Source organism: Acinetobacter sp. CIP 53.82 (assembly GCF_000369465.1).
Classification (GTDB): Bacteria; Pseudomonadota; Gammaproteobacteria; order Pseudomonadales; family Moraxellaceae; genus Acinetobacter; species Acinetobacter indicus.
Map to the genome: position 1 here is coordinate 860022 of NZ_KB850046.1, position 14358 is coordinate 874379.

10 protein-coding genes are annotated in these 14358 nt (G+C 43.8%); 6 read left to right on the top strand and 4 right to left on the bottom strand.

Annotation, left to right across the window (positions count from 1 at the left end; all coding sequences use genetic code 11):
• Positions 1-72: 72 nt before the first annotated feature.
• Together F905_RS09610 and F905_RS09615 are read left to right on the top strand one after the other, a co-directional pair.
• A complete protein-coding gene (locus F905_RS09610; protein ID WP_005180155.1) occupies positions 73-654 on the top strand; it encodes a hypothetical protein in 582 nt (193 codons plus the stop codon).
• 573 nt (positions 655-1227) lie between these two features.
• A complete protein-coding gene (locus F905_RS09615; RefSeq protein WP_005180157.1) occupies positions 1228-2754 on the top strand; it encodes a fumarate hydratase in 1527 nt (508 codons plus the stop codon).
• Positions 2755-2826: 72 nt separating this feature from the next.
• Here the strand turns inward: F905_RS09615 and F905_RS09620 are convergent, their stop codons facing one another.
• The 4 genes from F905_RS09620 to tig all read right to left on the bottom strand — a co-directional run bounded on the left by F905_RS09620 (position 2827) and on the right by tig (position 7176).
• The gene (locus F905_RS09620) at positions 2827-3540 is read right to left on the bottom strand and encodes a DUF2846 domain-containing protein (protein ID WP_005180158.1); all 714 of its coding nucleotides are present in this window, start codon (positions 3538-3540) and stop codon (positions 2827-2829) included.
• Between the two features lie 169 nt (positions 3541-3709).
• A complete protein-coding gene (gene clpX, locus F905_RS09625; protein ID WP_005180160.1) occupies positions 3710-5020 on the bottom strand; it encodes an ATP-dependent protease ATP-binding subunit ClpX in 1311 nt (436 codons plus the stop codon).
• Positions 5021-5047: 27 nt separating this feature from the next.
• Positions 5048-5653 carry an ATP-dependent Clp endopeptidase proteolytic subunit ClpP gene (gene clpP / locus F905_RS09630; protein WP_005180162.1) on the bottom strand — a complete coding sequence of 202 codons (606 nt, stop codon included), beginning with the start codon at positions 5651-5653 and terminating at the stop codon, positions 5048-5050.
• 191 nt (positions 5654-5844) lie between these two features.
• The gene (tig, locus tag F905_RS09635; RefSeq protein ID WP_005180164.1) at positions 5845-7176 is read right to left on the bottom strand and encodes a trigger factor; all 1332 of its coding nucleotides are present in this window, start codon (positions 7174-7176) and stop codon (positions 5845-5847) included.
• Between the two features lie 245 nt (positions 7177-7421).
• On the opposite strand from tig, the gene F905_RS09640 reads away from it, so the two are divergent.
• The 4 genes from F905_RS09640 (at position 7422) to F905_RS09655 (ending at position 14130) form a co-directional block, all read left to right on the top strand.
• On the top strand, positions 7422-9674 hold the full coding sequence (locus tag F905_RS09640; RefSeq protein WP_005180166.1) for a TonB-dependent receptor domain-containing protein: 2253 nt from the start codon (positions 7422-7424) through the stop codon (positions 9672-9674).
• A 321-nt stretch (positions 9675-9995) separates the two neighbouring features.
• Positions 9996-12230 carry a catecholate siderophore receptor Fiu gene (locus tag F905_RS09645; RefSeq protein WP_005180169.1) on the top strand — a complete coding sequence of 745 codons (2235 nt, stop codon included), beginning with the start codon at positions 9996-9998 and terminating at the stop codon, positions 12228-12230.
• Positions 12231-12337: 107 nt separating this feature from the next.
• The gene (locus tag F905_RS09650; RefSeq protein ID WP_005180172.1) at positions 12338-13021 is read left to right on the top strand and encodes a Fe2+-dependent dioxygenase; all 684 of its coding nucleotides are present in this window, start codon (positions 12338-12340) and stop codon (positions 13019-13021) included.
• Positions 13018-14130 (top strand): alpha-hydroxy acid oxidase, encoded by a 1113-nt coding sequence (locus F905_RS09655; protein WP_005180173.1) that lies wholly within the window; start codon positions 13018-13020, stop codon positions 14128-14130. The genes F905_RS09650 and F905_RS09655 overlap by 4 nt, the downstream gene beginning before the upstream one ends.
• Positions 14131-14358: the final 228 nt, after the last annotated feature.

Sequence of the window (14358 nt, forward strand, 5' to 3'; positions counted from 1 at the left end):
AGGGTGGTTTTTTAATTTAGACCAGACGTATCAAATACATCTCATTTTCTGTATAGGTTAGGTGGTAATCACATGCCTTTAACATTAAAAAATAACAACGAAGTTTTTAAACAGATCTTTGAAATCGCCAATCAATTTGACAAAGAGCAAGAAAATTATCTCATTGCGTATTCCCATTTTTTAAATTATTTCAAAAAAACAGATGTACTCACCCTAGATGACATTGTTATCGGCATCAGCTTTACCTATTCGTGGATGCCGACTATTTTGAAAAAAATTGATTTAACTGCAGCAGATGATCTGATCAAAATATTTAACAAAGCAAAACAAGGTCATCAATTAACAGTACCAGAACTTCAAACACTCAAAAGTGCATTCAATAACTCTCTTGTCGGTGTATCTAAATTGTTGCACTTTATTCATCCTGAACACTATGCGATTTGGGATAGCCGTGTATTTAGATTCTTAAGCGGCAACGAACCCCATAACTTCGCATTTAAACGTCCTGAAACTTATCTGGAATATCTAACGCTTCTGGACGAATTAAAAAATGAGGCGGTTTTTGAAAGTTTTTATCGTTTAATGCAAGACAAAGTGGGGTATCAGATTTCAGCATATCGAGCTTTAGAACTTGCCTTCTTTAAAGGAGGATAAAGCAAAGCTATAAACAAATTTTGAGAATTGAGAATTGAGAATTGAGAATTGAGAATTGAGAATTGAGAATTGAGAATTGAGAATTGAGAATTGAGAATTGAGAATTGAGAATTGAGAAAAATATTATTTTTATCAGCCTAAAATGAAAAAAGAAGATAAAGCTTAAGCTTGATCTTCTTTTTGGCCATACATCCAAGTTGCAGCGATATATACACAAAAGCCCGCAACCATCAAAATACCTGTTGTCATCTTTAAGGTCTCGTTTTTGGATGTGACAATTATGCGAAAGTTTTATGACAGTTATATGACAAAGCTGAAATATTTAAATTTTATTAAATAATTAAAATTCAACAACTTAATAAAATTTTATCTAAACTTAAGCTGTAATATGACATTAATTTCAGCTCAAATATGACAAAACCTCCTGCCAAATACAGTAAAAATCACCCAAAATCCCGCGTAAAAGCACCACTATAAACTTTCGGCCAATCCGCTTCTAAAACGCCCACAATGCCGTCATTTTGTCTTATAATTTAGCCCGCTAGCTATCAGCCCGCTCAAGAGAATTTTGATATGACAACTATTATCAAGCAAGATGACTTGATCACATCGGTTAAAGATGCGCTTCAGTTCATTTCTTACTATCACCCACAAGATTTCATCCAAGCGATGAGCCGTGCGTATGACCGTGAAGAAAACAAAGCTGCAAAAGATGCGATTGCACAAATCTTAATTAACTCTCGTATGTGTGCAGAGGGTCACCGCCCAATCTGTCAAGATACCGGTATCGTCAACGTATTCGTTGAAGTGGGCATGGATGTTAAATTTGATTTAACAATGAGCTTAGACGACGCAATTAACGAAGGTGTACGCCAAGGTTACTTAGAAAATTCGAACGTCCTGCGTGCATCTGTACTTGCTGACCCTGCATTTGGTCGTAAGAACACCAAAGACAACACCCCTGCGGTGATCTACCACAAACTGGTTCCAGGCAACAAAGTCGACATTACTGTTGCAGCCAAAGGTGGCGGTTCAGAAAACAAATCTAAACTGGCAATGCTTAACCCATCTGACTCTATCGTAGACTGGGTACTGAAAACTGTTCCAACCATGGGTGCAGGCTGGTGTCCACCAGGTATGCTCGGTATCGGGATCGGTGGTACTGCTGAAAAAGCCATGATGCTTGCCAAAGAAGCACTCATGGAAGAGATCAATATGGACGAACTGCTTCGTCGTGGTCCACAAAATAAACTTGAAGAACTTCGTATTGAAATCTTCGAAAAAGTAAACGCGCTGGGTATTGGTGCACAAGGTCTGGGCGGTTTAACCACTGTACTCGACATCAAGATTAAAGATTACCCTTGTCACGCTGCGGGCAAACCAGTCGGTATGATTCCGAACTGTGCTGCAACACGTCACGCACACTTCACTTTAGATGGTTCAGGCGTTGCCCATATTCAGGCACCACGTCTTGAAGATTATCCTGAAGTCACTTGGGACTCATCTTCGTCTAAACGTGTTGACCTCGACAACATCACCCAAGAAGAAATGAACTCTTGGCAGCCAGGCGACACACTGCTGCTGAACGGGACCATCTATACCGGCCGTGATGCTGCACACAAACGTATGGTTGACATGCTCAACAACGGTGAAGAATTACCGGTTGATTTGAAAGGCAAGTTCATCTATTACGTAGGCCCTGTTGATCCAGTCGGTGATGAAGTGGTTGGTCCTGCAGGTCCAACAACAGCGACTCGTATGGACAAATTCACACGTCAAGTACTAGAAGCGACTGGTCTTTATGGCATGATTGGTAAAGCAGACCGTGGTCCTGCTGCCATTGAGGCGATTAAAGACAACAAAGCAACTTACCTGATGGCTGTCGGTGGTGCTGCGTACCTGGTATCTAAAGCAATCCGCGAAGCTGAAGTAGTTGCTTTTGAAGACTTGGGTATGGAAGCGATCTACAAGTTTGTAGTAAAAGACATGCCTGTATCTGTCGCAGTTGACGTAAACGGTACTTCTGTACACGCGACTGCACCAAAAATCTGGCAAGCTAAAATTGGCAAGATTCCAGTGGTTGATGCCGCTGCTGGCTAATGAATGCTGTTGAAGCGATTAAAAAAGCACCCAAATCTGGGTGCTTTTTTTTATTTCTCGATTCAAGCATTTTTACCAGGTGCGTGGGTCCCACAATTTAAATGGCTTAGTCAACTGCACATCGCTGGCCGGGTCATAATCGGCATGTTTGATTTTTTGTGCCTTAGAGCGAATTTTACCGGTGCTCTGGTCTTCAGCCACAAAATTATAACTGTGCGATTTCAATTGAGTAAAAGCAATTTCATTGAGACCTACCGTTTCCGGCATCATGATTAAGGGACCAGAAACCGTGCGGCGGGTACTGCTATTTTCTTCATCATATTTAATAAAATAGGACTTGCCTGCTTCAACGGAAAAATCCAGATACTTTGGCTTTTGAAAATGTTGCACACCTAGAGGACGACTGGTAGATAAACGGTAATCCCCGGCTGGCAATTCAATCCAGTAATAATGATTATGCAGCAGGCTTGGAATGCGTTCGCTATTGATAAATAGGCTGGAGGCTACAATTTCCTGACGGTTCCAGCGTGAATCCGGACGATATAAATACACCACGGCGGCCTGATCATGCTGCGGCTGAATGGCCTGAAAGCGCTGACCCAATTTCTGATTGACCCAACCGCCAATGGTAAACATGCCAAAACGGTACTGTTCTAACAAACTTGGCTTTTCGTTCTGATCAATAGCTTTTAACGTAGAGGTGGGCGGCAGTTGCGCCTCGGTTGACGACTTCCCATGACAGCCAGCCAATGCGACAGCCAGAAATACGATTGATATAGCACGCATGAACATCCCTCATTCCTTCGTTTTTATTTTTACACTTAACACTTTTTCAATATTTTTATTGGGTTGGGCATCCAGGCCCTGATGCAGAGATTAGCACTCTGTCTTATTTTTTCAAATAAAAAAACGTGCGAAAACCGTTGATTTCCGCACGTTTCTGACGAATAGCGTCTTAAGCCGTTTTTGAATTCACGACTTTTAAATCGGCTTTCGGCTGTTCTACCGCAGCTTCTTTACTTTGACGTTCCTCTTTTAATTCTGGCTTGGCCTGACCATTAATCACTGCCTCAGTGATGATGACCGTGCCTACATCACTACGACTTGGCAAGTCATACATGATTTCAAGCAAGGCATTTTCCAGAATTGAACGCAGACCACGCGCACCTGTATTACGTTCCAAGGCTTTTTTCGCCACCGCACGTAATGCAGCGTCATCAAAGATCAGGTCGACATTTTCCATCTCGAACAGATATTCGTATTGACGCGTCAAGGCATTCTTCGGCTCGGTCAGAATCTGCATTAATGCTTCTTCATCCAGCTCATCCAGCGTTGCAATAACTGGCAAACGGCCAATAAATTCCGGAATTAAACCGAATTTCACCAAATCTGTTGCTTCAACCTGACGGAACAGTTCAGACAGTTTTTTGCTTTCATCCTTGTTACGTACTTCAGCGGTAAAGCCAATACCACCTTTTTCCTGACGTTGCTGCACAATTTTCTCTAGACCCGAGAATGCACCACCACAGATAAACAGGATGTTGGAAGTATCAATCTGGATAAATTCCTGCTGCGGATGCTTGCGGCCACCCTGCGGCGGAATAGACGCCACTGTGCCTTCAATCATTTTCAGCAAGGCCTGCTGCACACCCTCGCCCGATACATCACGGGTAATCGACGGGTTTTCAGACTTACGGGTAATCTTGTCGATTTCATCGATATAGATAATGCCTTTTTGCGCCTTTTCGACATCGTAATCGGCTTTTTGCAGTAGCTTTTGCACGATGTTTTCAACATCTTCACCCACATAACCAGCTTCGGTTAAGGTGGTGGCATCGGCCATGGCAAACGGAACATCCAGCAAACGCGCTAAAGTCTGTGCCAATAAGGTTTTACCCGAACCGGTTGGACCCACCAGCAGGATATTACTTTTGGCAATTTCGACTGCATCATTGGTTTTTTGACCGTTATGCGTCACTTTCAGACGTTTATAGTGGTTGTAAACTGCCACCGATAAGGTCTTTTTCGCCAGGTCCTGACCAATCACATATTGATCCAGTGCAGCGCGAATTTCATGCGGTTTTGGCAACGGACGGGCGGCCCAGTCACTCGACTCAACTTGTTGACTGGTCTGCACCAGATCCAGGCATACGTCCACACATTCATTACAGATATATGCGTCCTCGCCTGCAATCAGCTTCCCGACTTCAGACTGCGTTTTACCGCAAAATGAACAATGTTTTTGTCCTTGAGGATGTTCGGACATATTCTCTCCAATTTAAATCTTTAAAACTTATGGACGCTTAGATAACACTTCGTCCACTAAACCGTATTCTTTGGCCTGCTGTGCAGTCATAAAGTTATCACGGTCGGTATCTTTGGCCACTTTTTCATAGTCCTGGCCACTGTGCTCTGCCATTAAACGGTTCAAGCGCTCTTTAATGAACAGGATTTCACGCGCATGAATTTCAATATCAGAGGCCTGACCACGGAAACCGCCTAAAGGCTGATGAATCATGACCCGGGCATTTTCCAGGCAGTAACGTTTACCTTTGGCACCGGCATTCAGCAGGAATGCACCCATTGACGCTGCCTGACCCATACAGTAAGTCACCACATCTGGCTTGATAAACTGCATGGTGTCATAAATCGCCATACCGGCAGTAACTGAGCCGCCTGGCGAGTTAATGTATAAATGAATATCCTTATCTGGGTTCTCTGCCTCTAAAAACAACATTTGCGCCACAATCAAGTTGGCCATGTTGTCTTCAACCTCACCCGTTAAAAAAATCACCCGTTCACGCAAAAGACGTGAATAAATATCAAAAGAACGCTCACCACGAGATGATTGCTCAACGACTACTGGAACCAATGCGTTATCAATTGATGGAACATACATACGTTTATTTATTCCTAAATTCTTGTGAGTTCACCCATGATCACAATATGAGGGATAATCATCTAAATTGCAAAATATTCACCCACAATTCATGGATATTTTTTGCATAAGCTTTGTAAACTTTAAAACCATCCAAGTTTTTATATTATATAAAAAAGGCGCCTTAGGCGCCTTTTTTACTTCAGCTGAAATTAGCCTTGTTGACGAGCTTGTTGCTCTTTCAATAAGTCTTCGTAGCTGACTTGTTTGTCAGTCACTTTTGCAGCTGCAAGAATGTGATCAACCACCTGGTCTTCTAACACAACTGCTTCAATTTGAGCACGTTGCTGTTGGTCATTTTTGAAGTATTCAATTACTTCGTTTGGATCTTCATAAGAAGATGCCATGTCTTCGATGTAAGCATCAACACGTGCAGCATCCACTTCAAGTTTCGCGTCTGCTAAAACTTTGCTCACCAATACGCCAAGTTTTACAGATTTTTCAGCTTGTTCTTTGAACAGTTCGTCTGGAAGCATGCTTGAGTCAAATGCTTTCGCACCTTGCGCACCAAACTGCTGCGTGAACTGTTGGATCATTTGTTGACGTTGACGGTCAATTTCTTGCTTAACCATAGATTCTGGAACTTCGATTTCGTTCGCAGCAACCAGCGCATCAAACGTTGCACCTTTCACCTGGTTACGAAGACCGTTTTTCACTTCACGTTCCATGTTTTTACGAACGTCAGCTTTTAACTTTTCAACGCCTTCTTCTTCAGTTAAACCGAAGATTTTTAAGAATTCAGCATCAACTTCTGGAAGCTTTTGTTTTTCAACCAGTTTTACATTGATTTTGAACTGAGCTGCTTTACCTGCCAGCTGTTCAGCTTGGTAGTCTTCCGGGAAAGTTACATCAATAACTTTCTCTTCGCCTTTTTTCATGCCCACGATGCCATCTTCAAAGCCCGGGATCATACGGCCAGAACCTAATACCAGTTTGAAGTCTTCAGCAGAACCGCCTTCAAATTTCTCGCCATCTACTGTGCCTTCGAAATCAAAAGTTACTTGCATGTCTTTTTTCGCCATGCCTTTGGTTTCAGCCCAAGTTGCGCGCTGCTTTTGCAGGTTTTCGATCATTTGATCTACATCTTTGTCGCTAACTTCAGATGCTTTACGCTCAACTTCCAGACCTTCGAATTTCACTTCAACTTCTGGATAAACTTCAACAGTCGCTTCATATACTAAAGCGTCGTCTTTCATTTCAGTTTTTTCAATATTTGGCATACCAACAGCATTGATTTTTTCTTGTTGGATTGCTTCAAATACGGTGTCACGAATGATGTCGTTTACAACTTCTTGATAGATACCCGCGCCATATTCACGACGTACAACGTTTACAGGCACTTTACCTGGACGGAAGCCGTTAATCTTCGCAGTTTTAGCTGTGCGTTTTAAGCGAGCTTCGAACTGCTCGTTAATACGGCTCGTCGGTACAGATACATTTAAACGACGGGCAACGCCCGAAACCGCTTCAGAAGTTACTTGCATGGCTTCCTCGATATTTAGTAATAACAGTTTTTAAAAAAGTGCCATATTATATGACAACATTTAAAGATATACAAAATAACAAGCGATCAGAACAATTTTTCGGCTTAAATTCTTCATATTCCCTTCGCTATTTTTATCTATTGTCTAATATTTGTTGCAAATGATAAGTACTATCATTAATATTCAATGGTTTTTAACTCATATTTTTAACTATTCTTCTTATATCCCAATACTGGAATTCGGTTATGCGCACCTTTAACCTTCGCCCGCTTTCGCTCGCGATTCTTGGAATTTCTGCTAGTTCCGCATTTGCAAATACAACCACTGAAACAACAGCTGACCCGACACATCAATTATCCACGATTGTGGTTTCTGCGGCAGGTTTTGAACAAGATATTAAAAATGCACCTGCTTCTATTAGCGTGGTGACTGCAGACGACCTAAAGAAAAAGGGTATTACTAACATTGCTGATGCGTTAAGCGAAGTTCCAGGCGTTGACATTCGTAATGGTCAAGGTAAAACCGGTGGCTTAAATATTCAAATGCGAGGGTTAAATCAAGCCTATACTCTTATTTTGATTGACGGACAACGTCAAAATACATCAGGTTCAATTGGCCCAAATGGTTTTGGTGAATTTTCTACAAGCTTTATGCCACCACTAGCATCTATTGAGCGTATTGAGGTGATTCGTGGCCCAATGTCAACGCTTTACGGCTCGGATGCAATGGGCGGGATCATCAATATTATTACTAAAAAAGTTGCCTCAGAATGGAATGGTAACGTTTCTGTTGAACACAATATTCAAGAAAATTCTGATATTGGTAATCACTGGAAAACTAGTGCTGTCGTAAATGGTCCATTAATTCAAGATAAGCTTGGTATTCAAGTACGTGGTGAGTTTTTCCACCGTGATGAATCTGATCGTCTTGTGACACCTGCAAATACATTAGATGAAGGTAGCCAAGGTCGTGATCCGCGTACTGTAGAAGCCAACAACTATGCAGTCGGTACAAAGCTTACTTTAAATGTTACAGACAATGTCTCAACTTGGGTTGACTTTGATCACGCTGAACAGCGTTTTGATAATAGTGATGCTCGCTTAGGTGAACTTTACGAATTTAACCGCACAACGGGTCTACCATCTGGTCCGGGTTCATATACGGATGAGATTAAATTCTTAAGAGATCGTATTTCTGCGGGTGTTGATACTGAATTAAGTTTCGGTCAGTGGAAAACTTTTGCGAGCTATGTCACTTCTGAACAAGAAGGTCGTCGTCTTCCGAAAGGAAATGTACCTGAATACAACTACTACTCTGATGGTACTCAGAGTCGTGTCTTAGAAAATAAAGATTTAACAGTTGATTCTCGTATTATTTCAACACTTGGCAATCATAAATTGACTGCGGGCGTGGAATATAAAGATGGCGAAACCATCGACAACACAGCCGGTAGCGGCGTTGCTTTTGAACAAGATTCTTGGTCAGTATTCGCTGAAGACGAGTGGAACCTAACTGATTCTCTTGCATTCACTTTGGGTGGTCGTTACGAAGATCATAGTGCTTTTGGTGGCCACTTCACACCACGTGCTTACTTGGTTTGGAATACCAATGATCAGTGGACATTAAAAGGTGGTGTAAGTACTGGCTATAAAGTTCCTACAGCCAATGATTTGCATGATGGTATTAATGGTTTTAGCTCGCAAGGTCGAAACGTAACTTTGGGTAACCCGGGTCTTAAGCCTGAAGAAACCACAAACTATGAGCTTGGCTTTGTTTACGACAACTTATCTAATTTCTCTTTAACCACAACTGCTTTCTTTACTCAATTTAAAGACATCATCATTAGCGATGCACGCGTAGTTGAAAACTGTTTATGGGCCAATCGCCCAGCAGGACAAGCACCTGCAGCTGACTGTATGACTGTCGGTAGTTTCGATAACCAACAAAACTTCGGCTTTAAAGGTAATGCAGACAAAGCTGAAAGCTATGGTGTTGAGCTCAGTGCAAAATATGACATCTCTCCAAGCTTTGATGTAAAAGCAAACTATACCTGGTTAGAGTCTGAAATTACTGAAGGTGAAAACAAAGGTAATCCTATTGAAAATACACCTCGTCATGCGTTGAACCTTACAGGAACTTGGTATGTCAATGATAAGTTTACAACATGGTTAGAAGCTGAATATAAATCTAATCGTGTACGTTTCACGAATCCTGATCTAGATGACCTAGATGTTAGCCGTGAAATTGATGCGGTTGGCAATAAGTTAAAAGCATATGAGCTATTTAATTTAGGCGCTTCTTATAAAGTAAATAACCAAGTGACTATTTCGGGTCGTGTAAACAACTTATTAGATAAAGATTTTGGTGATTACAAATCATTTATTAATAGTGATAACGAAGTTGAAAATGCTTTCTTGTACACGAAAACAACCAGTGGTTTAGCAGGTACTTATATTCCTGACCGCAACTACTGGTTGTCTGTTTCTTATGACTTCTAATCCTGATTTCACATAAGAACCCAAAACCCTGCCCCGGCAGGGTTTTTTAATTCTTAAAACCGATCAAATTAAATCAAAAATACGATTATTCAAATATTCTTATTGATTTATTTCATTAAATGCAGCCAATCCATAAATATTTTCTTAATTGTTTAGCTTGTTTTAACCAATTTTCATATTGTTACTGAGAATTATTATCAATAAAATTCGCATTACTTATTGAGCACATACAATAAGTCCATCATTACTCTGCATTTGAACTGCGCACTCAAATCATTGTGGTAAGGGAATTTTGTCATTCATATCAGGAAATACACCACCATGGCACAGATTAAGAGCCGTAAACATCAACGCACTGCATCATTCGTTGCCCTTGCAGCCACCCTGCCGCTCATGGCACATGCAACCACAGCAACCGAAGAAGTCACCCAGCTTCCTGAAATCACGGTGAAATCTCAGGATGAAAATAAATATAAAACCAATCAGCTCAGCTCCGCGAAACAGACCCAGCCACTGGTCGATACCCCACAAACAGTTTCTGTTATTAATCAAACCTTATTAAAAGAACAAGGCGCGACATCACTGGTTGAAGCGCTACGCAACACCCCGGGCATTACCTTACAAATGGGTGAAAACGGCAATACCAGCGCCGGCGATACCTTCCAGATGCGTGGTTTCTCAACCCAAACCTCTACCTATGTCGATGGTATCCGTGATTTGGGCGCAGTCAGCCGCGATGTATTTAACCTGGAACAGGTCGAAGTCGTGAAAGGCCCAGCCGGTGCAGAAGCCGGTCGTGGTTCAGCATCCGGTTATATCAACCTGGTCAGCAAACTGCCGCATCTGCAAAACAGCAGCGAAGTCTCTGCCAGTTACAACACCGCAGAAAATGCCCGCCTCTCAGCCGATATCAACCAAGCCATCAATGACAATACCGCTTTTCGTCTCAATGTCATGGGACAAGAAGGGGGCGTGCAAGGCCGTGATGTGCTCGAAAACAATAGCTATGCCATTGCCCCATCTGTTGCCTTTGGCCTGAATACTCCGACCCGCCTGTATTTATATTCACAGCACGTCCGTCAACGTAATATCCCTGATGGCGGTATTCCAACCATTGGTATGGAAGGCTTCTGGAATGCCAATCCGGATATTGCCCAAGCTGGCAAGGTTAATCGTGAAAACTATTATGGCCATGTAGATGATTACGAAGATGTCGATGCCGACATGTTCACCGCGAAAATTGAAAGTGATCTGGCAGATAATCTAAAACTGACTAATATCACCCGTTTGGGTCAAACCCAGATGAACCGAGTCCTGACCGGGATTAACACCATTTCTGCACATGATTCGACCAATCCAGCCGACTGGACCATCAGCCGTTCACGTCAGGGGGTTGATCAGGAAAATAAAATTCTGGCCAACCAGACCACTTTAAATTTGAACCTGAAAACCGGTGCTATTGAACATGATGTGGTAGCTGGCCTGGAATTTTTAAAAGAGCAGCAATACACCCGCAATCTGGCCACCCAAATGCCGGATGAACCAACAGCATCCACCACTGAAGCCAACCTGTATAACCCAAACCCCAATGATCCAATGGCCGACCTGATCTATAACGGTGCTTATAGCGATGGTGAAACCCAGACGGCTGCGGCTTATCTGTTTGATACCTTAAAGTTTGGCAAACGCTTCCAGTTAAACGGTGGAGTACGGGTAGATTATTACGAAACTGACTATCAAGGCCTGTCCTTACCTCGCGGCACAAATGCCCTTGTAGCTTCAGATATCAGTGCACATGACACCCTGCTGAGCTGGAAACTTGGCGGTCTGTACAAACCAACTGCTTACAGCAGCGTTTATGCTTCTTATGGCAAATCCTTAACCCCACCGGGCAGCACCAACTTTGTGATGTCTGAGTCGGGCATTAACAGTGCAGCGGCAGAACCGCAAGAAACCCATCATTATGAACTGGGTAGCAAATGGGATCTGCTTGATGGTCGTCTAGCCCTCAATGCCGCAGTCTATCGCACGGAAAATGAAAACCAGTTTACCCAGGATGCGATTACCCAGGAATCCATCCAGGAAGGTAAAACTATTGTCGATGGGGTTGAGCTGAGTGCAGTCGGCCAAATTACCGATGCCTGGAATATTTCTGCCGGTGTGGCGCATATGAAAACCAAACAGGAAGATCAGCAAAGTTTCCGTGACAATGTCATGACCCGTACCGATAGCGTACGCTGGTCACCGGAATGGACTGCCTCGTTATGGACCACCTATGACATTGCCGGCTTTAAACTGGGTCTGGGCGCGCGCTATGTCGATGAGCAAAAACGTGTCGTCACCGACAGCACTGCTCCAGCCAATATGCCAAGCATTCCAAGCTATGTGGTGTTTGATGCCATGGCCGGTTATCAATTCAATGAAAATGCCTCACTGAACCTGAATGTCTATAACCTGGCAGATGAAGAATACATCAGCACCTTGAACAACGGCGGTTCGCGTATGACGCTTGGTCAGGAGCGCAGTGCCAGCCTGACCTTTAACTATAAGTTCTAAGTTTTATTTTGTTCTGTTGAAGCAGCATTTATCTGAAATGCTGCTTCATTTTTTATTTGGCTTTATGATGACAGACAGCGCTCTGTCTGAAGGATGATTCAAGTCTCATGATGCTGCATGTTCCTCAAGTTCTCAGTAAAGCGGCCGTGGCTGACATTCGTCAGCAGCTTAACCAGCATACCGCCTGGATTGATGGCCAGCACAGTGCCGGGCCACAGGCAAAAAAAAGCAAACACAATCTGCAATTTGACCCACAGCATCTGGTGTATCCAGCGCTGGCTGAACAGATTGAACAGGCACTGAGACAGCATCCGCTGGTACAATCTGCGACCTTAGCCAAACATATTCTACGGCCGATGTTTAACTGCTATCAGCAGCAAGGGACGTATGGCAATCATGTCGACAGCGCCGTGCATTATTCGGCTGCACATCAGCAGCTGATTCGTACTGATGTTTCCATGACCTTATTTTTGTCTGAACCGGAAGAATATCAGGGCGGTGAACTGGTGATTGAAGACACTTACGGGGCTCATGAAGTCAAGCTGGATGCCGGTGATGTGATTCTCTATCCCGCCACCAGCCTGCACCGGGTAGAACCGGTCACTGCCGGGCGGCGCATTGCCGCCTTTACCTGGGCACAAAGCATGATTCGCGATGACTGGCAGCGCAGCATGCTGTTTAATCTGGATATGACCATTGGCCAACTGCGTCAGCAACTTGGCGATAATGAACAAGTGCTGCAACTGACCGCGCATTATCATAATCTGCTGCGTCAATGGGGCGAACTATGACATCTGCCCAGCCACTGCCGCCACTTACTCAGATTCCAGCCTATCTGCAAACCATTGCTGACTATGAAGCTCAGGCCAGCAAACATTTAACGCCGGCCACCTGGCACTATTTACAAGGCGGCGCGATGGATGAGCGCAGCCTGCAACAGAATCTGGACCAGTTTCAGCAGCTGCAACTGCTGCCCAGAATGCTGCGTGACCTAAGCCAAGGCCATACCCGCTGCGAACTGTTCGGGCAGGAATTTCCCCATCCAATTTTTCTCGCCCCGGTTGGCCATCAGCAACTGTTTCATCCACAGGGTGAACTAGCCACTGCCCTCGCAGCAGAAGCAGTGGGCAGTAATCTGGTCCTGAGTCATTTAAGTACTACCGATCTGCGTGAAGTTGCGCCAACAACCTCTCTTAAATGGTTTCAGCTGTATTGGCAAGGCAATCGCGAACAATCGCTGGCACTGGTGCAACTGGCAGAGCAACAACAGTTTAAAGCCATTGTGGTGACCGTCGATTCACCGCATAGCGGCGTTCGTGACCGTGAACGTCGGGCCGGTTTTCAAGTGCCGGCGCATCTGCCTCATCCGCATCTATCTTCCTTTACATCCCCCATCCTCAGGCCAGAGCAACATCCCCTGTTTGATGGTCTGATGCAACAGGCACCGACCTGGGAAGATATCGCCTGGCTGGTACAGCAAACGTCTTTACCGGTGCTGCTCAAAGGCATTGTGCATCCTGAAGATGCTCAACTGGCATTGCAATACGGTGTACAGGGACTGGTCATTTCCAATCATGGTGGCCGGGTGCTAGATGACTGCATTAGCCCACTGACAGCTCTACAGATGATACGCGCACAACTGCCGGCAAATTTTCCCTTAGTGCTGGATGGTGGCATCCGCCGCGGCTCCGATATTTTTAAGGCGCTGGCCTTGGGCGCATCCGCCGTGCTGATTGGCCGGCCGTATATTTATGGTCTGGCAGTAGCCGGTGCGTTAGGTGTGGCGCATGTGATTAAAATTTTGCGGGAAGAACTGGAAGTGACCATGGCTTTAATGGGAACGGCGCGCCTGCAAGAGATCAATAGTCGCTATATTTTTCACAAAAACCAGATCCAGTGAAATTTTTTATCTCCACAACCTTTAATGATGCAAATTAAGAGAATAATTTCCACTTCAGTTGGCTTATATTTATCTTAGGAATTTGCAAGACCGCGAACGGTACCAGCCAGGTAGCAACTCTTTCTGAGAATGTGGACTGATCCTAATATTTTCCGGAAATACGCTTGTAAATTGATACCATAGATACCATCTATATAAGTAGTACGTTGCTTTTTTATAATCTTAAGC